The sequence below is a fragment of the Calothrix sp. PCC 6303 genome, from assembly GCF_000317435.1.
Lineage (GTDB): Bacteria > Cyanobacteriota > Cyanobacteriia > Cyanobacteriales > Nostocaceae > PCC-6303.
This window is the reverse complement of record NC_019728.1, coordinates 1-24675: the sequence shown is the minus strand read 5'-3', so window position 1 is coordinate 24675 and position 24675 is coordinate 1. Positions and strand designations below refer to the sequence as shown.

Sequence of the window (24675 nt, the reverse complement as noted above, 5' to 3'; positions counted from 1 at the left end):
AATAAAAATCTATTTATTAATTGCAAGAAAATTAATTGAAGCAATAACAAAATCTAGAAGCTGTTATTGCTTCATTTCGATTTTATTTCTAGCTAAATTAGGGGGTGTAAATTATGGAAAACTTGAATGAAATCAAAAATCGTATGATGTCTCAACAATCAGTTGATTCGGAGAAGAATAAGGTTGAGTCTGCAAAACGAGAATACTCGGATAGTAATACATTGAATGTTGAGTATATCGATAACCAAACTACGAATTGGATCGTTATTAGTCAATTTAAAAAGTTTTTTAATGCATACCATGATGTTGAACCTTATATAAAAATTGACGAAACGACAAAATCACACATAGAAAACAAGAATGGTTGGATTAGCAGGTTGGAGCAGGAGGAATTTCCTGTGGCTTTTTTAGGTTCTTTCTCAGCAGGTAAATCAACCATTATTAACGCAATTTTTAAAAGAGAGATTCTTCCTGAAGCCGTTAATTCTACTACAGCATTTCCAACAATTATACGCAAAGGTGAAAAAGATATAGCAAATATATACTATATAGATGAAGATGCTAAAAATCAATTGTGTAATGAACTGTGTACCCAAATAAGAAAAAAAATTGATAAAGATATTTTTAATGAAAATATTGTATTAACATCTCAAGAAATCAGAAATAAATTATTAGAAAAATTAAAAAAAGATATTTCAGAATATGAAAATAAAATTGGCAATAAGATTGAATCAAAGCCTCTTGAAACACTTCAAAAACTATTTGATGGATGGGGAAAATATCAATCGGCAACAAAAATTATTGCAATTGACGCATTAACACATTATGTTGAAGGACATGAAGAAGCTCTTTTTATAGATAGAATTGAAGTAGCAATTAAAAATATAAACATACCAGATCATGTTGTTTTAGTCGATCTTCCTGGATTAGCTGTCGCTAATGAGCGACATATCAAATTTACAAAAGAATATGTACAGCATAAAGCAAAAGCTTTTGTGGTTTGTATGAAGCCTAAGAGTTTACTTGAAGGAGAAGAAATAAAATTTCTTGAAGAAATAAATAGAGTAAATCCTACTATTTTGCAAAGGTCTTTTTGGGTAATTAATCAGTGGGAAACTTTAAACGACCATCAAAAGAAAGAAGAGGATGCAAATTTTTATAAAAAAATTAAAGACTATAGTTTTAATATAACTGACAATCGTTTTTTTAAATTCACTGCTTTGAATTACTTTTATTTAAGTTGCATGGCAGATGAAACTCTCAGTGAAACTAAAAAACTTAAGGAACAAAAAAGTAGCTACTTGAGAAGCTTGACCTCAAATGGTTTAGATGATTTATCCAAAGAAGAGATAAAAAACCTATTAAACTATGACGAAATTAAGTCATTTTTGAATTTTGTTGATTCTTTATTCAATTATCTTGGCACTGTGGCTCAAGATGAATTTATAAAAAATGCTAAAAGTGAACTTTTACAAGAAGTTTTAAGACTTCAGAAACTTTTAATACCTGACTATACGATGTACGGCAAAAAAGATAATTTTGAAATAGAAATTCAATCTGTCGAAGTAGATAAGCAGGTAAATGCTTTTATTGGAAATCTAGAAGGGAAAGTTGAACGTTTTGGAATCCAGATGCGAAATGTTGGCAAAATTGATTTTTGGAAGGAATCTAATACGATTCAGATAGAACAAGAAATTTCTAGAATTATTTTACAACTTAGTCGAGATGTAACTAATAAATTACGTTCTGGATATGATAACGACGGTCTTCTAAGTCGTCTGCCATCAGAAGTAATAGATAAATTAGAACTGACTTTTTTAATGAGAGATAAATTAGTTGTAGCTGTTGAGGAATTTTTCCTTAATAGTCTTGGCAGACTTCTCTTAGAACTTAAAGAGGTAAATAAAGATTACTTGCCTGAATCTTTGTTAAAACTTTTAGAAGATAAGCTAGGTAAACGGGATATCGAAATGCGTTTAAAGGGTTTGGCAGATGCTTTGTTTTTTCAATATGGTGATGAAATAGAGCGTATTAGTTTTAGTTTAAATGAATGCCAAGGAGCTACCTTTGAAGAGCGTGTTGGTTCTGCTTTAGAGAAGTATAAAAATGAATTAAAAAAATTTATAAGAAGCTTAGTTGATGACTTAAATAAATATGTTCGTAGAAGTGTTAAAAACCATACACAGTATGTAGAGCAAGAGTTATTAAAACTATTTGTTGACGAGCGAGAGCGTATTGTTATTCAAATTGCAAATAAAATAAACTTATCAGAGGTAACTGTTTTTGAGCAACAAAAGAAAAGTATAATTTCTAATAGCTACAATATTCTTACGGATTTAAAGAGACAATTGTAACAATATTTTTGAATTTTATTAGTTTTAGGCTAATTCCTAGACTTTGTTAGGATGCATTTGCTGGCTATACTTCTTACGGTAAAGGAATACCTACCAAGCGCAGGGCCGTAGTCAAGACAATTTTTGTAGCTTCGCTCACAGAAGTTTTACTCGCTGTATCCGCTAAAGATTACCCCCACTTTGCAAGTTTGCCCATTACTGTAGGATTGTTTTTCGCCTGATTAGCCAAGTCTTCTGAAACTTTTTGTTGAGCCACATCAACTGTGACTGGGGTTTTTTGTACAAACCCCTATATTCGTGACGAAACATATTCAAAGGCTCTAGCAGAGATAATTAATTTTCATACCAAAATTCTATTTTCTGCTTATTGGGGTGATGGGAAAACTTCTTCAAGCGATGGTCAACGATTTAAGGCTGCTGGACCGAAAAGCTTTAATGAAGAGATTAATGCTAAATATGGAACTGATAGAAGCGTGACATTCTACACGCATATTTCCGACCAGTATGGACCATTCCATACAAACGTGATTTATGCCACCGATAGGGATGCAACTCATGTTGTGGATGGTTTAATGTATCACGAAACTGACTTAAAAATAGAAGAACATTTTACTGATACTAATGGTTTTACTGACCATGTATTTGGTATATGTCATCTACTGGGGTTTCGTTTTTGTCCCCGTATGCGCGATTTAGCTTCTAAGAAGTTGCATACTTTTGATGGTGTTAATAAAAACTCTCCTTTGTCATCACTTTTGGGTGAGAAAATTAATGTCAAATTAATTGCTGCTTGCTGGGATGATGTTCTCCGACTGGCTACTTCCATTTCAATTGGAACAGTTACAGCTTCTTTGATGATGCGTAAGTTAGCGTCATATCCTCGTCAAAACAAATTAGCGATCGCGTTGCGGGAAGTAGGAAGAATTGAGAGGACATTGTTCACTCTTTATTGGTTGCAAAGTCCTCAGTTACGACGTAAAGCTACGAGCGAACTTAACAAGGGAGAATTGAAAAACTCGTTGTCGAGAGCGGTTTTCTTCCACCGTTTGGGAGAAGTGCGCGACCGTTCATTTGAAGACCAATCTTTACGTGCGAGCGGTTTGAATTTGGCTGTTGCGGCGATTGTGCTTTGGAATACGGTGTATTTGGAGAATGCGGTTAATTTGTTGAAGTCGGAGGGTGTAATTATCCCGGATGAATACTTGCAACATTTATCACCAATGGGATGGGAACATATCAATTTGACTGGCGATTATATTTGGAATCTCGCCCGCGAGTAGCATTGGAACAGGAATGTACGTTAAGCCCAAGATGCTTGCTGTCACTCAGTTTAAGCCGTTATATTAAAATCTAACTATTCCTGTGATAACAATCTTTATCACAGGAAAAATACGCTCAAAGCCTTAATTATTGATGACAATGAAGCATTGAAGAAGGTAGAAATTTTATTGTTATCGCAGGAATCAGTCGTTAGCGTACATTTTGGTTCCAATGCTACTCGCACGCGAATCTTAAGTCGGTAAGTAGCATTGATAATTTGCGTCCTTTGAGAATGAAAAAATCTAACTTTTAGTCAAGCTGAAACGATTGTCTGGCAAGGTTTTTAGGAGCTACACTAATTCCTTAGCGTACAATTTTCCCGTTTTGGGTGCGACACGAAGACGCACGAAGGGCTGGAAGCCCCTACATATAAAGCTTCCAATAGATGAGTGAGGAGCCGTCTCCTCCAACTTAGTGTCCAAGGTTGTTCCTAACCTCCCCATGCATTACTGGTAACGGTAATGTGTGAAGCGGGAAGTAAAGCCCAAGGAAGCATTTAGCCTAAAAATGTAACCGGGCAAAGGAAAGATTGGATGGGTGAATGTAAATGAACCCTTTATGAGGCATCGTTAGAAATAGTCATCGAAAAGGCTGATACGGTGATACGAGTAAATGCACTGAATGCCCCAAAAACATTCAGACAAAGGTTCAACTCCCCAATTTGGTTGAACTGGGACATCGATACTCCGGTGTAGAGAGGGCACCCAAACCAATTGAATCTCATCCGTGCGTAACGTGATAACCCCTATGAAGTCTGGGATTATACTCCCAGTAAGCGACCCGTAAGGGAAGCCTAATTATTCAGAGGGTATAGGATGCTTCCAGAAGCTAATGCCACCATACCGAAAGGTAAGGGGAATCCATAACAGTCCTGCCAACTGGCATAAGTCCTGACTTTGATTCTACAGAACCTTAGTATTCAACTGAGCTATGTTGCGCCAATTGGGAAAAGGTGGGATAAGTAAGAGGATGAAAGTTATCATAAATTATCAAGGATAATTTTCCAGCTTTTAAATAATTGTATAAAATCACTCCCTTCGTTAAAATAACCCCATCCTCTAGGATTTAATAGCGAAGTAAATCATAAAAATCGTGAGCCAAACCCACATCATTGCCTTATTTAACCAAAGTGGTGGCGTTGCCAAAACAACCCTGACCCAAAACCTCGGCTACCATCTGTCCCAAAAAAAGAACACTCGCGTCCTGCTTGTGGATATGGACCCGCAGGCATCTTTAACAATGTTTATGGGGCTAGAACCTGATGAGTTAGAGACAAGTATTTATAACGCAATTGTTAACAACAAACCACTTCCCATCTATCCTGAATCCATCAACGGTTTATCCCTCGTCCCTGCCGATATAAATTTAGCTGCTGCTGAGATGCAACTGAGTGGTGCAATGTCCCGCGAGTATCGCCTAAAAAATGCACTCGCACCCGTACTTGATGACTACGATTTTATTTTGATTGATTGTCCGCCGTCACTAGGGTTACTCAGCATTATCAGCCTGACTGCGGCAACCCATATCCTTGTCCCCATCCAGTGTCAATTTAAATCATTTAAGGGAACTGAGCTTTTATTAAATACCGTTGCCCAAGTGCGATCGCATACAAATCCAAATCTCCAGTTTGCAGGTTTTGTTCCTACCATGTACGATGGACGCACCGCGCAGGAGTCGCGCACGGTTAAAGCCGTACAGGAACAATTATCACCCCTTGCTACCGTGTTTCCTCCCGTTCCCAAAAGTATCGCATTTGCTGATGCGAGTGAGCGACGAGTACCGCTAGCATTATTAGATAAAAGTCATTCTGCCGTTGCTATTCTCAAAAAAATTGCTCTTCAACTAGAAAAATTATGAATAAACCCACGACTAGAAAAACTAATACAGCCAATTCAAAGAGTAAAGCCAGTCAAACTGATACAGATGATTCAAAGAGTAAAGCCAGTCAAACTGATACAGATAATTCAAAGAGTAAAGCCAGTCAAACTGATACAGATAATTCAAAGAGTAAAGCTAATCAAACTAATACAGATAATTCAAATAGTGAAGCCAGTCAAAGTAATATAGCTAGTTCAAACAATCAAGTCGAGCGCAGCGATACAGCCAAATCAAATAATAAAACGACTCGCACCATACCAAGCAGCCGAACCCATAAAACTAGTAAAAAAGACGAGCCTTACACTGAGATAAAAAAACCTGTCACTCTATTGTTTGGCGCACAAAATGCGATGGTCTCCGACCCACCGGAGGTCATCGCAACAAGCGAAGCATTAACACCAACCCAATTAAACTCAGTAGTCGAAGACAAATCTGCGGGTATCGGTGAGGGCGAAACTTTGCCCATCGCCAAAATTAAATTACCAGCTTCCCAACCTCGACGTTATTTTGATCCCAAAAAGCTCGAAGAATTATCGCGCTCAATTAAGCAATTTGGCGTTCTCGAACCATTGCTAGTGCGCCCCCTCAATAACGACAATTTTGAGCTTATCGCTGGGGAACGCCGTCTGAGAGCATCCGAACTTGCGGGACTTATGGAAGTGCCTGTGGTCGTCAAAGAGATGGACGACTACACCACGCAACAAGTACGCCTTGTCGAAAACCTCCAGCGTGAAGACCTTAACCCTTTAGAAGAAACCGAAGGCATCCTCGAATTGTTGGGTATACAACTGCAACAACCTATCAATGACGTGGTTTCGCTGCTTTATCGAATGCAAAACGAGGCGAAAGGAAAAATTACCCAAAACGTTTTGGGTAAACATGAAACCCTTGCTGTACAATCCGTTTTCGATGTTTTGGGTACAATAACCTGGGAATCTTTCGTTAACTCTCGCCTACCGTTGCTCAAGTTACCTGAAGATGTACTGTCCGTATTGCGGCAAGGGAAATTGGAATATACAAAGGCTGTTGCGATCGCACGAGTTAAGGACGACGAACAACGTGCGGAGTTGCTCGATAAAGCAGTTATTGAAAACCTTTCATTAAGCCAAGTTAAAGAATTAATTCAGCAACTTCAAGCCAATGGCACACAAGAGATACTACCTGAAAAAGCGTTGAGTCAAAGGTATGCAGATATTGGCAAGCAACTTAAGCAAGCTAAGGTATGGGATGATGCCAAAAAGCTGATAAAGGTGGAAAAATTGTTAAGTGATATTGAAAAAATACTGTCTGGAGGCTAAGGTATCATCTAAAAATTAGTTGTGCAAAATTTATTTTGAATAGCTTGCTAAATTTGGCTTTCACATCAAAATTGAATTCCTCAGTATTAAAATTTTGCTTGTTATTTTTGTTCGTATCGCCTTATTCTGTATCCTAATTCCATTTGATCTTTTTCTTCTGGACTCATGTTTGAACACTACCATTTTTCTTCCCTCATCGGAATATCCCTGACTTTCTTACCTAGGCAGTTACGTTTTTTTCTAAAACAAGCGTCTGAGTAAGGTTTACAGAGGACGCATGGCGGCAAAATGCGCTTTGGCTACTTTTACCCCTATGTCAAGGGTTTTGCTTGATATACGCACACAAAACTTTACAACGTGTCCCATATTGCAGGTATCCCGGCTTAACCCCTATGCTATTCGTAGGGGAAGTTTAAAGTGAAAAGCTAGTAACTTTCATTTTCTTACTTCTCCTACCCTTTTCCTAATTCACATTAGACGTAAAAATTAACTTTTATGTCCTCACATAAAGTTGGGCTTGATTTTGGTACGGCTAACTCGGTAGTTTCATACTTTGAAAACGGTACATTACATCTATTTGAATACGAGTTTAAGAATGGACAAAAACACATCCCATCCTTGATTGTGTATGATGGTGATGGCATAGTAATTGGTGATGCAGCTCGTAGTAAAATAATACGAGACCCGAATGTAGAAGGCTATGGGCGCTTTCAAAAGCAACTACTTTTTCATACCTCAAAGTATTTGAATAGTGATCAAGAGCAGCGCGCTCGCATTACTGTCACGGCAGATTTTTTACGTGAGTTGTTGTTTTCCAAAGAAGTTCAGAGTTCTAGTTTTAGTCAGCAAAAAGGTAATATTAAAAACCTGGTTATATCTATACCAGAAACTTATTATAGAGATATCGCCAATCAGGAAAAGGTATGCTTAAATCGTCTAATAATGAACGAACTAGGCATAGGAGCAAACAACTTTCAATTAATTAGTGAGTCTGTTGCTGCTGCTACATATTGGATTTGGGAAAAGCAACGCCAGAATTTAGAAACGCATGGCAACCTGTTGGTTTGCAATATGGGAAGTAGTAGTTTTAACCTGAGTTTGTGTTCTATCAGTACAACGGAAAAAGTCAAGGTTCTTTATTCAGATAACTACGGAGATGCAGGTTTTGACTTTGATCGCCAATGTGTGCAACTTGCCTATACTGAAAAACATGGGCATTTTTTAGCTGAGGAAAGCCGTGAATTCATTCGTTTGCTGAAAGATTTTGAACTAAAAAAAGTTAACTCTCATCAAGAAAGTACTAGCAGACTGATTACATATTTGAAAATGCCAGAGGCAATGGCAGAATATAACCTTTATTGCTTTGGTGGTGGTTATGCAGTCAAATGCCAACACATCAGTGAAGCATTTGCACCTATCCAAAAAGGAATTCAAGAGGTTATACAACACTTGTACATCTGGATGCAATCCCATCAACAATCATTTGATTTTCTGTTTATAATAGGCGATTTATGCCAATTTATTCTGACTCAAAATACTATCCTGCAAGCTCTTGACATTCAAGAAAGCGACCCACGTTTTGATCCTAGCTTCAACAATGCTTACAGTTCTTTTGCAATCTCCCACGGTGCGTGCTTAATAGCTAACAGCTTAATTGACCCTGTTGAAAGATGTGTATATACACTTGGCATTGTCGCAGAAAATTTGAATGCTAATGCTGAAAGAGAACGACAGCTAATTCCGATTATCCAAGGTGGTACAGATTTAGATGACTTACTAGAGACTCAATTTCTCGACCAACCTTTGCTAACAGCATTTACAGGAAATTTTTCAACTATAACTGTATGGGTAGATGCCCACTTACAAGGAGATATTTTTAGAGAGGTGAAGCTAGATGCTATAAAATTACCGAACTATTCTTGCAGAAACCATTGGCGAGTAGGAATGCGAGTCAACCATTCACATATATTTTATTTAGTTATTGAAGACTGTAAAAATAAGCAGAGATTAGAATACGAGTTGGGAATTCTTTCAAATATTGTTGCACAATTATAACAGTAAAGCGAAGTCCAGCTTAGTGTAAGGATGTAAGGAATTAAGGAAGAGAAATTATGTCGGGCAGCGAAGATCGCGGTAACTACATGAAAAACGTAGCTACCCTTAATCAAGGTAACATGACAGTTGAAAGTCAAAACTTATTTTTTGGACAAATTCCTGTAAATTCACAGCCTGTGAGTTTTCCCATTAACGTTCCCCGCAGCAACGCTACGGAGTTTATGGGTCGTGAGAAGGAATTAAAAATTGTCCATGAAAATATTATGCAATCTCATCTTCCAATTGCCCTATATGGAACTGGTGGAATAGGCAAAACTGAGCTAGCTATTCAATATTCACTCAAATACCAGAAAAGCTACGAGGGTGGTATTTGTTGGCTTTTAGCTAGAGATACAGATGTAGTGAAGGGCATTTTGGGTTTTGCTCGTTCGTTTCTTGGTATAGACCCTCCACAAGACTTAGATATCCGAAGTCAGTTAGAATTTTGTTGGTCACGTTGGCGTGAAGGAAAAGTTTTAATTATTTTCGATGACGTAAACGATTTTGACAGAATCCGGCAATACTTACCTCCAGCAAGACGTTTTAGCGTTTTAATTACTACACGTTTAACCTATGGATTTGGTGTCGATTTTGTAGAAATTCCTGTTTTGGATGAGTCTGTAGCTTTAGGTCTGTTAAGAACAAGTTTTAGAGATGGAGATAGCCGCATTGATGAAGAAATTGATTATGCACAGGAACTTTGTCAATGGCTAGATTATTTACCATTAGGTTTAGAGTTAGTAGGTCGTTATTTAGCTCGAAAACAGGATTTATCTTTATCAGAAATGCTTGAACGACTGAAAGAAGAAAAGCTTGCTCAAAAAGCTATTAGTCCTATTAGTACTGCTTTTGATCTGAGTTGGAAGGAATTGAGCGATGATGCAAAGCATCTCAGTTACTACCTGAGTTTATTTGCTCTTGCCCCTATTCCTTGGTTGATAATTGAAAATTTACAGTTCAAGCGAAAACTTGATGAAATAGAAGAACTGAGAGATGACTGGCTGCTAAAATTCAGTCTCCTGCAACGTCAAGAAACTGGCTTATACCAATTTCATCATCTTGTCCGTGAATATGTACGAAACAAGCGTGATGAGTTGGATAGCGCGAATGCTCTTAAAAAAAGCTTCTGCTCTAAGATGGTGAATTTACTGGTACCATTGCTAATTGGAAATTTTGATTCAGCAATGGCAAATATTCCACCTATGTTAATTACGCCACATATCGAAGAGATTGCAACAGCTTTCTCTCATCTGATGGACTATCAGGAACTGTATATATCTCATACGTACCTGCTGAGTATTTGTATTTATCTAGGAATTTATGCTCAAGCCGCAGAATGGGGTGAAAAATTTCTATTAGAAATAGAATCTCGTTTTAGCAGAGAAGACGAACGCTATATTGTAGCTCAATATCTACTGACTCAAGTATACTCACGACAGGGAGACTTCACAAAAGCGGAAAAATACTTAGTGGAACTTCTGGAACCTACGAAAAATTTATTTGGGAATGAAAATGCTTTTACAACTCGGGTGTTGAGTAGTTTCGGGACGCTATTAGCTACTAAAGGTCAGTTTGAAAATGCAGAGAAATATTGTAGAGAAGCTTTAGAAATTCAGGAAAGACTAGTTATTAAAAAAGACATTAATACTACTCCAAATTTGAGTCTTGACCTTATTCCCAATTTGAGCGATTTAGCATATGTCTGTCGAATTAGAGGGAACTATAAAGAGGCTGAAAGTCTTTATAAAAGATTATTTGATCTAAAATTAGAAGAAAATGTTGATAAAAATCAAGACTTTGAAAAATACTTCCTGATTAATCATGAGATGATTATTCATATTTTTATCAATAATTCTACTCTTTACCTTGAACAAAGTTTAACTCAGGATGCTGAGAATTTTTGTGAAAAAGCTAAAGAAATGGTAGAGAATATTTTTGAAAATGATCATCCCATATATGCCATATGTTTGAGTAATTTAGCACAAGTATGTCTTGCTCAAGGGCGACATCAAGAAGCAGAAGAAATTTGCCAAAAAGCCATTGAAATTAACAAATCTAAAGATAATACGGGACATCCTACTCATGCTATCAACCTCATGGTTCTCGGTACGATTTACACTGCACAAGGTCGTTATGATGATGCAGAGATTCTTTATATACAAGCATTGGAAATACAAAAACGTGTTTATGGGCAAGAACATGTAGATGTTGCAGAGTCTCTAGTGCGTTTGGCTGTGAACTATACTGAGCAAAACAATTATGAGGAAGCAAAACCATTACTGACGCGAGGACAAGAAATTTACAAATCTGTACTTGGTACAAATCACCCGAAGTATGGTGAATTGCTGTGTGTCCTTGCAAATGTTAGTTTTTCTCAAAAAGAATTCAAAAAAACTGAGGAGCTACTTAAAGAAGCTGTTGAAATTTTTGAAAATACGTTAGGAAATAACCATCCAAAATTAGTTGATAAGTTGATTATTTATGCCAATTTTTTAGTCAGTCAAGACTGCAAAGAAGATGCAGAACCTTTATACCTAAAATCGTTAGAAGTTGCAAAGAAAGTATATGGGGAAGATAACCCAAATGTTTGTGAATATATGCTGGGGATTGCAGAATTCAAACGCTCTCTTGGTCAGGAAGAAGAGGCGGAATCTATGTATGCTGAGGCAATTGGTATATATGGTAAAGACAAATCAATTAATCCTAATTTCTCAGAAGGATTGATGAGACTGATTGAACTTTATGAGTTTCAAAATCGTTATGATCAGGTAGTTGCTTTATACAACAGGTTACTAAAAGTAAGCCGAGAATTGCTGGGTAATAAACATCCCAATGTTGTTAATATTCTAAATAAATTAGCAAAATATCTCACAGAACAACGTTCTTATGAAAAAGCTGCAAGGCTTTATGAAGAATCACTAGAGATTAGAAAGTGTATTTTTAAAGAAAAACACCCCAGCATTGCTAATAACATGGTTAATCTCGCTTATGTCTATCAATCACTAGAAAAATTTGACGAAGCAGAAGAGTTATACCGTAAAGCGCTAGAAATTAATAGTCATGAATATGGTGAGTCGCATCAAAAAGTTGTTCTTATTCAGAAAGCTTTGGTTCAGTTAGATAATAAAAAACGTAGTAGAGACCCAAAAATAAAACATGATTCACACATTTATGAAGATAAGATTTCAGTCTCTAATCAATCAGAATCATTACAAAGAGAACATTTAGTTAATAATGAAAAAGAACTTACAAGCTCAGAGATTCACAAACAAGTTTCTATTCAATCAGAACCATTACAACTAGAAACCCAAGCCAACAATGAAATAGAAGTTCAAAATTCAGAGATTCACGAACCATCTGAAGCTGTGAAAAGTAAATCCTCAGAGATTGAGGATTTGAAAGAACAAAATATTAAACTTGAAAATGAATTAAAACAATTGCAAGAACAACAAGAATATTTTAAAGTAGAGATTGAAAATTTAAAGAATAAAAATTCTGTAGATGAAAATGAGCTAAAAAAATTGCAAGATCAGCAAAAGCATTTTAAAGTGGAGATTGAAAATTATAAGCATAGCAATCTAGAAGAGCAATTAAAGATAAAAGAAATTGCACAAGATTTAATTAGACTAACCCAAGAAGAATGTGCAAAGCTATATGAACCTTTACGAGTTGTTCTTAATGACTTAGAACGGGACAGACAAAATTATCAGCAAACATGGGATAAACTACAAGAAGCGATTCAACAATTCAATAAATATAAAGAAGAAACAGATGAAATAAGTTTTCATCTCCATGCTCACTATCAAGCTGATTGCACCCTGGAAAAAAATTTACTACCTCTTGACAGGCAGAAAGTAGATGAAATTATACAGAAAGTTAGTCAGTTATTAGCCGAACTGGACAAACAACTTTCTGATGCTCGTATTCAACATGAGCAATCAAAACAAAAATCTATTGTTACCTTTTAATATGTCCCTCCTCAATATTGCAGAAATTTGTACTGCTACACAAACCCTTGGTCCTGGACAACGTTTTGCTATCTGGGTTCAAGGCTGCTGTTTTAACTGCCAGAACTGCATTTCTCCGGATTGGATACCCATGATTACAGGGAATTTGATGGAGCCAAAACTTTTAGCAAATATGGTGCTTTCTACGCCTAATACAGAGGGTATAACAGTTTCAGGAGGTGAACCAATGCTTCAAGCAGAGGCTCTCTTTGAGCTATTCACTTTCCTCAGACAAGAACAAGATATATCCATTATTTGTTTTACAGGTTTTACTTTAGAGCAACTTCGGTCAAAATGCGATCGCAATATTGAACAAGTCCTCAATATGATTGATGTGTTGATAGATGGGCAATATGTATCAGAGCTTAACGACAACAAGGGTTGGCGTGGCTCTTCAAACCAGGTAGTTCATTTTTTGACCTCTAGATATTTGTCGCAAGCCAATTTATTTCTTGAGCGTGAACGTAATGTAGAGATTCATTTACGCAATGAGGCGGCTTTAATGATTGGCATACCACCGCATAATTTTCAAAGAGCTTTCGAGGAAACAATTGAAAATCTTAGAGGGTGCTTATAAGTAAAAAATAAATAGCAATCAGAAACATCAATTGAGTCAATATTGACTCAACACAAAATCTTTACCCTCAAACGTAGGGTATCGCTCTCGGTATAAACGACGTGTGTTGACCTCCCAAAGGGCTTTTGCTGCCTCTAAAACAGCACTTCTTATCTGACTTTCTAAACGTTCTAAGTCCTACCATTCTCCTTTAGAAAGTGTTACTGATTCTTCTTCTTCGGGAACTACCTCAGCGTTTATTACTTCTGACTCAGAAAAGGCGGACTCTTCGTTAGGGGAAACTTTTTTGACTTTGCTTTCTCTTGGCATGATGGTATTACTGGTTATATCTAGTCCTATTCTATAGTTTTCCATCAGTTATTAGAAAGGCGCAACGTGATTTTGTGAGAATATGTGATCGCTAAAAACAATATAAACTTTATAAGTAAACATAATTAATTACTTGTCTAAAAATACACTGGAGATTCCTATGAGTGGAGAAAAGCGTCGCTATGTGAATGTTGAAGAGCAGGAACTGCGTAGATTGCGTAAACAAGACAGTAGGCTGCGCTCTTTAAATCAAGACCTTCCAGAACGTCTTAATGCCATTCGAGAAGAAGCAAATCGAGAGTTGCAGCAACGTCTCGCGCCTATGGAGCATCGGGCACTGCAACAGGAACAGGAAGCGAAGAAGCTCAAAAGTAATTTGGCAATCCTAGAGTTGCAAACTCATCAACGGTTGCAGCAACAACGTAAAGAATTCCAAAAAGTAATTCGTGATTCTGAGAGTAAGCAGCAACAAGCACTCGAAGTTGAGGTAAAACGCCTTGAAGACGCGATGCGTGAGGGTTTTGCTGAGCAGCGCAGTCTATTTCTCCAAATTACAGCAGAACAAAGGCAGGAGTATCTGGCACTAAATCAGCATCTTGACCAGAAGTTTACAGAACTGATAGATGAAGAGCGTCAGGCACGCGAACAATTACAGCAACAACTGGAGCAAGAAAAGCAGGATAAGGCTACACTAGCACAAAATATTTTGGATGATGTGCAGACGATTTGGGAGCAGATAGACTGTAACTACCAGCACCAACGCTTTGCTCCTGGTAAGTTAAATGACCTCAAACGAGAGATAAATCTTGCTCGTGACAATATTCAAAATGGTGTACTAGAAGCAGCGATTGCCACTAGTCAACAAACCTACTTTAAACTTGCTGACTTGCGTTTGGAGCTAGAGTTAAAGCAGCAAGAGTGGGAACTCCTATATAATTCCGCTTTGGAAGATTTAAAAAGCCTAATTGCGGAAGTGCAAGCCAATCGTGAATATGAAATTGAAATTGGGCAGGGCGATGAATCGCAAAAATTTCGCCTAGAGGTAGATTATTGGACAAATGGTAGCCTCAAAAAATATGAGCAAGAACTCCAAGAAATTGAAACCAGTCTTCAAAAAAGTGAGTCGTCTTTAACGACGGAGCAAATCCGGGAAATTGTTCAGCAGATTGAAGAGCTACAGCCTTGCCTAGAAGAGATTGTAGAACAGGCGCAGCGAGAGATTTTGAGTTCGCAGTTAAGAGCAGAAATTGCCGACAAGGTGGCACATGTTTTGGCTCGCATGGGATATGTTTTAATTGACCCGAACGCAGATTCCATCTATGAAGAGGATGATCAGCGCAAGGCTTATGTATTAAAGTTGAAAGATGCCAACGGAGGTGAGGTAGTCACGATAGTTAGCCCTGATAAGGAGTTTGGTAAAAATTTGGTTTCTATTAATTCATTTGGTAGAATCTTGCGGGATGAAAATGCACAAAAAGAGAATGCTGAGGCAATTTTTGATGCTCTTGAATCTCAGGGTATAGAAACTCAAGGTTCTACAGAATGTGTAGAGCAACCAAGAGACGATATCGAGACTTTATTTGAGGATGCATTACAACAACAGGTCAAAAAAACTGAACAAGTAAATAAGACTTCACAAAAATAACGGAAATATTACAGGTATGACTGTCGAAAGAGTTACGGCAGGGTTGAATTTAGAAGCAGGCGATCGCTTCATCATTCTTTACGGCGCAAACACGAGCGACCAATTTTGCACGCCAGAGTTGCTGCTGCGTGATATTGAATGGGTGTTACATCGATACTTAAAATCCCAGGGATATCAGCGTATCCTCTTCTTTGATGGGCATCGCAAACTTTATTTTCTAGATCGGGAGTCTCGCGATCGCTGCTTACCTCGTCGCGCTTCTACAAATCCATTACCACCGAAAAACAGTGAAATGATGGTAAAACCAGGACCTTTGGGGCGCAAAAAAAGACTATTGCCAAATAGGTCTGAGCCTGTTGCTCCTACGCCTGCTGTTTCTGTCGCATCTCCTCCTCAAGCCCCTTCGCTGATGAGGGATATTACGGTTATTCCATATTTTCATACGGCGATGGTAGAAATGGAGCAACTGTCGGCGATTGTGTTTTCTTATGCTGAAGGTTTAGCCAACTTCGCTAACCAACAAGAATTATTTGGACGCATTATTGAATGGTCACGTTTACCAGCTAATAATCGCAATCGTTGTATCTTTATATTTCATTATGAAAATCGGAACGGTCTTGAAGAATTTTGCCGTCGCCATCGTTTTACATATCTTGAGAACTTACTGCTGAATCGAGAACAAGCAGGACAATCATTGAATATTTGCCGTTTGGGTGCGCCCATAGCAGATGAGATTGAGTATTTAATTCACTATTTTCGACTCGATAAAGAAAAACCTGTTGACTGGGGAACAATTCAACTTTTATCCCGATGGATTGCCGCAGAAAATCGCCAGTTGAATTACTGGTATGATTGCTTCGCTATAGCTAAGGAAATTTCTCTTGCAGAAGCGAGAAAACAGAAGTGGCTTTCAGGCAATGTCTCTTCCAAACCTGGTTTGGAGCGTCTCCAAAAAATGATAGGGTTACAGTCGGTAAAAGAAGTGGTTAAACAAAGAGCGGAGGTATTGAAAGTCGAGAATATACGTCAGCAGCAAGGACTGTTTACAGAACCTCCTCGTTTGCACCTGGTCTTTAAAGGTAATCCTGGAACGGGTAAAACTACAGTTGCTAGACTCATTGGCGAAATTTATCGAGATTTAGGATTACTGCGGCGGGGACACGTTGTTGAGGTTGCACGTCAAGATTTGGTGGCTGGGTATCTAGGACAAACTGCGATGAAAACAGATAGTGTTATCGACAGTGCTGTAGATGGGGTTCTCTTCATCGACGAAGCCTATAACCTCAACCAAGGACCGAATGACAGTTTTGGTTTAGAAACCATCAACACATTACTCAAGCGAATGGAAGATGACAAGCATCGCTTAGCCGTCATTATTGCAGGTTATCCTGACAGAATAAGTGAGTTTATCAACTCGAACCCTGGACTAGAGCGGCGTTTTCGTAAAGAAGTCTTGTTTGAGGACTATAAACCAGAAGAACTGATGGAAATATTTCATCAGCAAATCTCTCAGATACAAGGAGTAATTGCGCCTCAGCTAGAAACAGCGCTTATAAATTTGTTTACCCGACTTTATGAGGAACGAGATGACAAGTTTGGCAACGCAGGACTTGTGCAGAACCTTTTTCAATCAATGGATGAGCTACGAGCGCAACGTATCGCCCAGAATAATTTAGACTTCTTACACGAACCCCTTCAGTTAGATGATTTGCCAGCCAAGGAGCGAGAAATTAGCCAACAAGGAGTCAAAGACAAAGATAATCTACAGCAACTCCGGCAAAAACTGGATAACATGATTGGGTTGCTAAATGTAAAGCAGAGAGTCAATGAGTTAATTAATACCGAAAGAGCTAACCAACGCCTGAAAGCAGAAGGCTATGATTCATTTAGTACTTTAGAAACCAGACATTTGTTGTTTCTCGGCAATCCGGGTACAGGTAAAACAACTGTGGCTCGGATAGTTGGCGAAATATTTAAAGCTTTGGGGTTACTGAAGAAAGGGCATTTTGTGGAAGTGGGATATAGCGATCTTGTAGCAGAATATGTTGGACAAACCGCACCCAAAATCAAAAAAGTTATTGAATCTGCTCTAGATGGTGTTTTGTTTATTGATGAAGCATATTCCTTAGCTGAATCGAGTTTTGGTCTAGAAGCGATTGATACCTTAGTGCCGATGATGGAAAATCAGCGCCATCGTTTGGTAGTGATTCTCGCAGGCTATTCCCTGGAAATGGAGAATTTTCTCAACGCTAATTCTGGAATTTCCTCACGAATTAATGACCAGATTGAATTTCCCGACTATAACGGCACAGAGCTTTTTAGAATTTTCATGGAACTATGCACTCAGAATAAAATCAAGTGCCCGGACAACGTAGCTAATAAGTTGAGAGAGACTTTTAATAGAATGTATGCTACTCGAAACAGAAAATTCGGTAATGGGCGAGAAGTGCGAAATTTTTACGAAAGAATGGTTCGGCAGTGGAAGAATAGAATATCACGCGAGCATTTAACTGGAGAAGCAATGCTGACTTTTGCAATTAGTGATATTCCTAGTTTGAACTAAATTATGAACAATTGTCCTGTTTGCAATTCTGAATACACACAAGGTGAAGTAATTTGCCCAATTTGTAGCTGGGATTTAACGCCCTATCCGTTGACATTTGCGGGTCAGATACCTGATGAGTATATATCTAAAGAGAAGACAAAGTTAAATTGGGCACGAGAAATATGGATTAAACTACACCATTTACCTTCTCTTTCGCAGGCAGAAATTGTAGAATTGCAAAACGAAAAGATAAGATTAGAGAAATCTTTACAACAACTCCAATCACAATTTGCACAAGAGAAATCACACCTGGAATCACAAATTAATATCTTAAATAATGATAAAAGGGATTTAAGTACAAAAGTATTATCCCTTGAACAGGAAAAATCGCAATTCCAATCACAAGCAGAAACTATCAGTAAGGAGAAAATAAAAATTGAGCAAGAGCGATCGCATTTACAAAGTCAGGTTGCACAAATCACACAAGAAAATGAATGTCTCTTGCAGAGAATAGCCACATACGAACAAGAGCGATCGCAGTTTCAATCTAATTTAGAATCTTTAAAACAACAACAAAATAATCTTCTAGACAATATTAAAAAATTAGAAAATGAAAAATCGGAGTTACAACATCAGGCGAATCGCTTACAAATTCAACTGAAAGCAGAACTTTCTCAAGCTGAGGTAAAATTGATCAACGTTGAACAAGAACGTAATCAACTACAAGGACAGTTACAAGAGGTACAAGCAGAACTTGACAAAGCTAATGAAGACCGAGAGCGCCTTCGCCAAAGGCTATCAAGTTCAAAGCCAGGTAAAGATGATGTATGGGATTTGTAACCAGTGAAATAAAAGAAACTAATAAAATTATTAGTTTACAATTCCCAAATATCTTTTGATTGCGACGATTTTTTAGCATTAGTATCGCTATCAATTTGTTTGTTTTCCATAATTTCTTTGTCCTGAAAACCTAAATTGGGGTTTGTTTTTGCTCTCTTTTCAGTTTGCCGTGGCTGAATTGATTGGTTAGTTCTTCGAGAACGTGAATTTTCTTCAATGTCATCAAGCTCTTGTTTTAAGTCTTTTTTCTGTTTTTTGAGAGACTCAATAGACTCATTTAATTTATGCAATTCAGCTTCTCGGTTTTCTGCTATTAATGTTTCTCTCTGTTTTTGTAGTTTTTCTAGTTTCTCTATTGTTTTTTTTAGTTCTGTCACTAATTCATCTACACCTATTATCTGCTCATGCATTTTATTAACATTTTCTTTTCCATATCTAATTTCAGCTATCTTTCCAACAGTATTACGGTTAATGAAAGATAATCCATTTGCTATCCCCTCTCCAAGTGCTTTTCTAGTAAATTCATAACCTGGCTTAGAAATACTTACAATAAAAGACATTTCTTCTTTATCAGTTTGATAAATATCATCTTCTATCCCTAGATATTCACTGTCCCATTGCTCATCAGATTGACTGGATGAGTGAACTTGTTCATTAAAACGCTGAGAAGGCGATTGTGTGTACGTTGAATTCTCAAATTGAGAATTCAATTGCGTTTTTGAAACTTTCTTTACCTTCTCAACTTCTTCTCTACCTTCTTTTTCATCAATTGCAGCATTCATATACACAGAATTAATTAAATCCCGCTTGTTGAAATTTCCAAAACAAATTGATAAAGGTTCCCTGTTTGTTGAGGCAGTAAACCATATATTTCTGGTATTAGAAATATTCCAAAATATTATAGAATTTTGACCACTTGTTAACAAATTCTCAATTGAAATTTTTTTTGCTTCTAAATCTTCAGTTGCGACTTCTTCTAGATTAAATTCTCTTTCATACTGTGATTTCAGTTCCTGTGTAGCCGCTTGATTGCTGCCAAGGTCAGCATAAATTTCTTGCCATTTCTTTGGGACAAATTCTTTGTAAGGCTCGGCGAAAAGCTCCAAATTCATAGCTGGGACAGCAGTAATCATGGGGTCTTGTGAAACATAACCCACAAAGGTATACAAAGGTCGCCCAAGTTTATCTCTTGTTAAATCTTCTGGAGTATTGTCTGCTTGGAAACCTATTAAATCCCTGACCATACAAGTCACGCCAACCACACAGCGTTTTTTACCCCTTATAAATATCCAACGTGGGTTTCCTGAGAGGTTTTCTGCTTCACGGGTTGTTACTTTAATATACTGCCATAATAAATCTTTGAGATTGTCATCAAAATTATCAGGAATAACAAGAAAGCGAAAATCTACTGCATAAGTTCGCCCATATACAATGGGTGCCCATTTTGATACAGGAGTTTGTGTATCGAGAACAATATCGGAAGTTTCTTCAAACATCAACTTGTTGCTCCTTTCCGCCAAGGAATATTTGCGCGTTTGTTAATTCTTGAGCTAATAAAGCCATTCTTTGCTGAATCTCTTGCAGATGATTTTGATAATTTTCTAAAGACGACTCAGCTACACGTTGGTCGTCGCCAGTAAAAAATCTTTGAAACCAGTTTCCACTTCTTAATATATCTAATCTGATTTGTGTTTCATTAACTCTAGCTTGTTCAGTCATTGCATATTCACGAAACTTTGCATACAATGCAAACAACAGAGGTAAATGTAAGTTTTTAGGCTGTATCTCTCCAGTAACACCATCATTTTCCAGCCCTTTACCTAAAGTTACTGGACAGAGCATCACTAGCCAATCTTTATTTGGCAAGAATAACGCATTAAACATTTTTTTAATGTCATCAAATAACTTTTCCTTTGATACCTTATCTTTTGCCCGTTCGTAACATTGGTCGAACTTAGTAATTACAATCACAATGGGAAAAGGTCTTTGGCATTCCTTAAGATTTTTTGATATATCCATCAGGAATTTATTCATTCTGTCAACACCCGTTTTCTTAGCAAGAGACATTAGTTCCATGTCACTGCTTACTTCTTGCTTTAAGTACTCCCCAGAAATACATAAAAACACGCAACTTGATTCTAAAAGTCGCTTCGTTAGTATCTGAACACCTTCTTGTGTGGAGAAACCCTTCATATCTCCGCCTCGGTAATCTAACCAATCGAATTTAATCAGTGGTCTCATACCATAGCTGAAGTCAAACTCGTATTGATGGGACTCTACGCCTGTTGGAAAGGGCCACCGATTTTCTCCTTCTTCGTCAACCATTCTCTCCCATAAACTAGTTAATCTCAAGTCTTCGTCCATGTCAGTGGCTGTTAAGGTGAATCCTTGTAAGCCCATCTGCATAGTCGCATATAGTCCTAGCATATAGCAGGTTTTTCCTGATCCCTCAAGACCTAACATCGTAATCTTAGCCTCAGCTACCATAAATATCTCCTTTGTTAATCATTAGTGCGACTATTAGAGTTGATTTTTCAAGAAAAACGTAAACTCTAAATTTTTTTTGTATGGAATTAAAAAAATAAATCCAATTTCACAGATTCAGATAAGCTGAAGATTTGCTTTATAAATGAACTATTAGTTGAGAATTAAGAAATTTAAATAATCCAAATATCCGAATTGCTCACAGAATTTTCGATAACCCCACCTTGAATTTCTGAGAGCAGTCTTGCATAATCATATAAATCAAAGTCAGGTTTTATTAAGGGTAATTTTTGGACATAGTTGTATAAAGACATTGCTGGTTCGATAATTTTCTCAAATTCCCGCTGCTTCTCTACAACTTTTCTCTTCTCCTTAGCCACCATTTCTCGATAAGTTTCTTGGTTACTGATTTTGGAAATAACCCAATCTGCTACTCCTACAAACCCTCGGCTTTGTGCTTCATAGGATTTGGCACGTTCTGCATGAGACTCAACCCCTGCATAGATCGTTGCTGCTTGAAATGCAACAGTGGCGTGAAGAACGAACAGCAAAGGCATGGGTACATTACATAGCTGGTTCCCGCAGGCTATGGGAAGCAAAGCACCCAATACAAAGTCACTGGCGTTGATGGCTGAAATCAAACCATTAAAACTTTGCAGTAAGTCCACCTGAAAATCTCCTACCAAGTCAGTCTTAGTGAGGACAATAGCCAAACACATTGGACGATCTAATTCTCGTAATGCTTGACTAACAAGTGTTGTCATCCTACCGATTTGATTGCTGCGGGAATCGCCTTGGGCAAGAGCATTACAATCGCAAAACAGCATAATGCCGTCTGCTGTTTTCAAGTCTTGAAGCAAAGCTTTTGCTTGCTCACTTTCTTTAGTTTCCCGAATTGCTCCACCCCGGTAGTCAGCCCAAGCAAAATTCAAAATATTCTTGCCTTGGTAACGCAAATAGAAATTATATTCTTGTCTCTGGTCTGTTAGTGCTGGATATTTACCCTGCTGAATTTGTTCGGCAACGTCTACCCATCGCCTATGGTCTTCAAGTTCAGATGCTTTCAATCTAAATCCTTCTATACTTTGTTGCATACTCCCGTAGAGCGATGCCATATAAGTAGTTTTGCCAACTCCTGTGTGACCGAGCATGATGATTCGCATACTTATCTTTATCTCCATCCCATAAAATCATCATCTTTTGTCTCATCCTGCTCAGTTTTGTCTCTAAAACCAAACATTCTATCCTGCTTGGACAAAACACTTGATTCATTATTTTTCAGTTTCTGAGAAGAAGTTCTTTTAATCAGAAGATTAACCCCCAGTGCAATAAGCAGTAGAATCCAAGTAACGATTCCTCCAACAAAAGTATAGATTACAACTTTTGCGGCTCCCAACTTAAGTAGTCTAGCCACCAAGAAGCCAGTAATCGCTCCAATTAACAAAGCACTCACTTGCTGCAATATTAAACTTGTTTTGTCTCTTACATCACCAACGTTTCGTAACTTCGGCGTGGGTTGACTTAAAACTGCAACCGAAGTGGAATCTACCGAAGGAGCAGAGGTGCTTTCCAGTACTCTAATTATCTTTTCCTTGTGGGCTACATCAGCAATCGTGACGTTAAGGAAAGCACCATTGGTAGCACTACTCCGCATTAGACCTAAACACAGAGAGACATTATTATTAACTTCACTAATTTGCTTTGCAGCAGAAGCCCATAAATAATGCCGTTTTTCGTCATCATCACGCCATAGGTAAATTGCATCATCTTCTGCTAGATTCAAACTAAAATCCCTTTTCTCTAAGTCAGCAGGAATTACAATAGTTGGGTACGATAAAGGCTGGTACGTTGTAGCAATGGCAACACTGCTTCTTTCATCATAAGATTTAACTCGCCAATTTGGGTATACATACTGATGGTAAGGAAGGCTAAAAAGGCTTAAATCTTGACCCAAATAGTTAGGTATTTCAACTACATCTTGGTCGTTGAGTCTCGTGGCATACCCCACAAAGGTATAAAGTGGACGTTTTCTTTGGTCTCGCGTTATATCTTCATTGTTTGTATTGGCTTGACCACCAAGCTCACGCGCCATGCAGGCGACTCCAATGACACAAAGCTTATCATTCGTGAAAACAGCCCATCTTGGCTTACCTGGTAAGTCTTCTGGCAGACGAGTCATCGTTTGGATATGCATCATTGCCCAGTTTTGTTCTGCCCCATTAAAGTCATGAGGAAGAGCCAGGAAGCGAAAATCAACTTCATAAGTTCGACCGTAAACAATAGCTGCCCAACGAGACATTTGTTAATCCCCTCCCAGTTGTTTTTCACCTTGTCTTCTTACTCGCTAATAGAGAGATACTTCTTCAATGCTTCCACAGGTTCAATCAAAGGTTCTAATTCTTTGTACTTTGTAGTTGCTTTTTCTAGACTCTCTTGAGACATTTCTCTGTAAGTTGTATTACCTTGGAAAATATCCCATAACTCCTGTACAAAACCACCAAAACCATAAGTTTGTTTTTCATAGTATTCTGCCATCTGCTTATGTTCATTGATTTCTTTAGTAAGATAATTTGCTTGGATAAAAACCCCTATGTAAAGCACAAACAGTAAAGGTAATTCAACATTTATCGGTTCTGGACCACATGCAACAGGAATCATCATGCTTGCAATGTAGGTACTGGCTTTTATAGCTTTCGACAATCCTTCAAAGATTTTGAAGTCATCTTCATTTAGTTCATTAACTAAATCTGCTTTAGTCAAAACAACCGCAAGTCCAATCGGGCGTTCTATATTTTTTAACGCATTTGTAATCAGTGCCGTCATTCTACCAATCTGGTTTTTTCGGCTATCTCTTTGTACAAGAGCCTGACAATCACAAAAAATTAGAATACCATCTGCCTGCTGTAAATCTTTCTGTAACAATGTAGCTTGTTCGCTATCTTGAGTTTCTCGAATAGCTCCCCCCCTGTAGTCAGCCCATGTAAAAGGGAAAATATCTTTATTTTGATACTGTAAGTAAAATTTATACTCTTGCCTTTGATCGGTTGGGGTTGGATACTTTTTCTGTTTAATATCTGTTGAAAGTTTTATTAGCCTATTGTGATCGTTTACGTGACTTGCTCGCAAACTGAATCCTTCAATACTTTTTTGTAAAGTACCGTACATAGATGCCATGAATGTTGTTTTACCAACTCCTTCATGACCAATCTCCACAATTCTCATATTTTTAGGCTGTAAGTTTGGTTTTAGTAAAACTTAATTGAGCAACATCATAAAAGAGATGTTTAGACCTTTTCTATGGAGCATAACTCAAATTTTAAACAC

General features: G+C 37.6%; 15 protein-coding genes and 1 pseudogene. 10 read left to right on the top strand and 6 right to left on the bottom strand.

Going from position 1 to position 24675, the window contains the following annotated elements; genetic code table 11:
* Positions 1-113 precede the first annotated feature (113 nt).
* The 7 genes and pseudogenes from CAL6303_RS27885 (at position 114) to CAL6303_RS27855 (ending at position 13528) form a co-directional block, all read left to right on the top strand.
* Positions 114-2354: a dynamin family protein gene (locus tag CAL6303_RS27885; RefSeq protein ID WP_015173954.1), complete on the top strand. Its 2241-nt coding sequence runs from the start codon at positions 114-116 to the stop codon at positions 2352-2354.
* Between the two features lie 290 nt (positions 2355-2644).
* Positions 2645-3634: pseudogene (locus tag CAL6303_RS27880) on the top strand (Tn3 family transposase); the annotation flags it as partial.
* A 1132-nt stretch (positions 3635-4766) separates the two neighbouring features.
* On the top strand, positions 4767-5531 hold the full coding sequence (locus CAL6303_RS27875; RefSeq protein WP_015173953.1) for a ParA family protein: 765 nt from the start codon (positions 4767-4769) through the stop codon (positions 5529-5531).
* On the top strand, positions 5528-6850 hold the full coding sequence (locus CAL6303_RS27870) for a ParB/RepB/Spo0J family partition protein (RefSeq protein ID WP_015173952.1): 1323 nt from the start codon (positions 5528-5530) through the stop codon (positions 6848-6850). The genes CAL6303_RS27875 and CAL6303_RS27870 overlap by 4 nt, the downstream gene beginning before the upstream one ends.
* Before the next feature lie 495 nt (positions 6851-7345).
* Positions 7346-8905, top strand: a complete 1560-nt coding sequence (locus tag CAL6303_RS27865; protein ID WP_015173951.1) for an Hsp70 family protein — start codon at positions 7346-7348, stop codon at positions 8903-8905.
* A 56-nt stretch (positions 8906-8961) separates the two neighbouring features.
* Positions 8962-12912 (top strand): tetratricopeptide repeat protein, encoded by a 3951-nt coding sequence (locus CAL6303_RS28755; RefSeq protein ID WP_015173950.1) that lies wholly within the window; start codon positions 8962-8964, stop codon positions 12910-12912.
* A 1-nt stretch (position 12913) separates the two neighbouring features.
* Entirely contained in the window at positions 12914-13528 is a 615-nt protein-coding gene (locus tag CAL6303_RS27855) for a 4Fe-4S single cluster domain-containing protein (RefSeq protein WP_041741245.1), read from the top strand.
* 177 nt (positions 13529-13705) lie between these two features.
* On the opposite strand, the gene CAL6303_RS31585 is transcribed toward CAL6303_RS27855, so the two are convergent.
* Positions 13706-13837, bottom strand: coding sequence for a hypothetical protein (locus tag CAL6303_RS31585; RefSeq protein ID WP_255348470.1), 132 nt, complete (start codon positions 13835-13837; stop codon positions 13706-13708).
* Between the two features lie 160 nt (positions 13838-13997).
* Between CAL6303_RS31585 and CAL6303_RS27850 the strand changes: the two genes are divergently transcribed.
* From CAL6303_RS27850 to CAL6303_RS27840, 3 genes are read left to right on the top strand one after another with little or no spacing between them, the layout of a single operon-like run.
* Positions 13998-15482 (top strand): hypothetical protein, encoded by a 1485-nt coding sequence (locus tag CAL6303_RS27850; RefSeq protein ID WP_015173947.1) that lies wholly within the window; start codon positions 13998-14000, stop codon positions 15480-15482.
* Between the two features lie 16 nt (positions 15483-15498).
* Complete coding sequence (locus CAL6303_RS27845; protein ID WP_015173946.1) at positions 15499-18045, top strand: AAA family ATPase; 2547 nt, start codon at positions 15499-15501, stop codon at positions 18043-18045.
* Positions 18046-18048: 3 nt separating this feature from the next.
* On the top strand, positions 18049-18867 hold the full coding sequence (locus CAL6303_RS27840; protein ID WP_015173945.1) for a hypothetical protein: 819 nt from the start codon (positions 18049-18051) through the stop codon (positions 18865-18867).
* A gap of 35 nt (positions 18868-18902) precedes the next feature.
* On the opposite strand, the gene CAL6303_RS27835 is transcribed toward CAL6303_RS27840, so the two are convergent.
* From CAL6303_RS27835 to CAL6303_RS27815, 5 genes are all read right to left on the bottom strand, one after another.
* Entirely contained in the window at positions 18903-20363 is a 1461-nt protein-coding gene (locus CAL6303_RS27835; protein WP_015173944.1) for a hypothetical protein, read from the bottom strand.
* A complete protein-coding gene (locus CAL6303_RS27830) occupies positions 20356-21354 on the bottom strand; it encodes a hypothetical protein (protein WP_015173943.1) in 999 nt (332 codons plus the stop codon). Before CAL6303_RS27830 ends, CAL6303_RS27835 begins: the two co-directional genes overlap by 8 nt.
* A 170-nt stretch (positions 21355-21524) precedes the next feature.
* Positions 21525-22514: a TRAFAC clade GTPase domain-containing protein gene (locus CAL6303_RS27825; protein ID WP_015173942.1), complete on the bottom strand. Its 990-nt coding sequence runs from the start codon at positions 22512-22514 to the stop codon at positions 21525-21527.
* An 8-nt stretch (positions 22515-22522) separates the two neighbouring features.
* Entirely contained in the window at positions 22523-23650 is a 1128-nt protein-coding gene (locus tag CAL6303_RS27820; RefSeq protein WP_015173941.1) for a hypothetical protein, read from the bottom strand.
* A gap of 38 nt (positions 23651-23688) precedes the next feature.
* Positions 23689-24573, bottom strand: coding sequence for a TRAFAC clade GTPase domain-containing protein (locus tag CAL6303_RS27815; protein WP_015173940.1), 885 nt, complete (start codon positions 24571-24573; stop codon positions 23689-23691).
* Positions 24574-24675 lie beyond the last annotated feature (102 nt).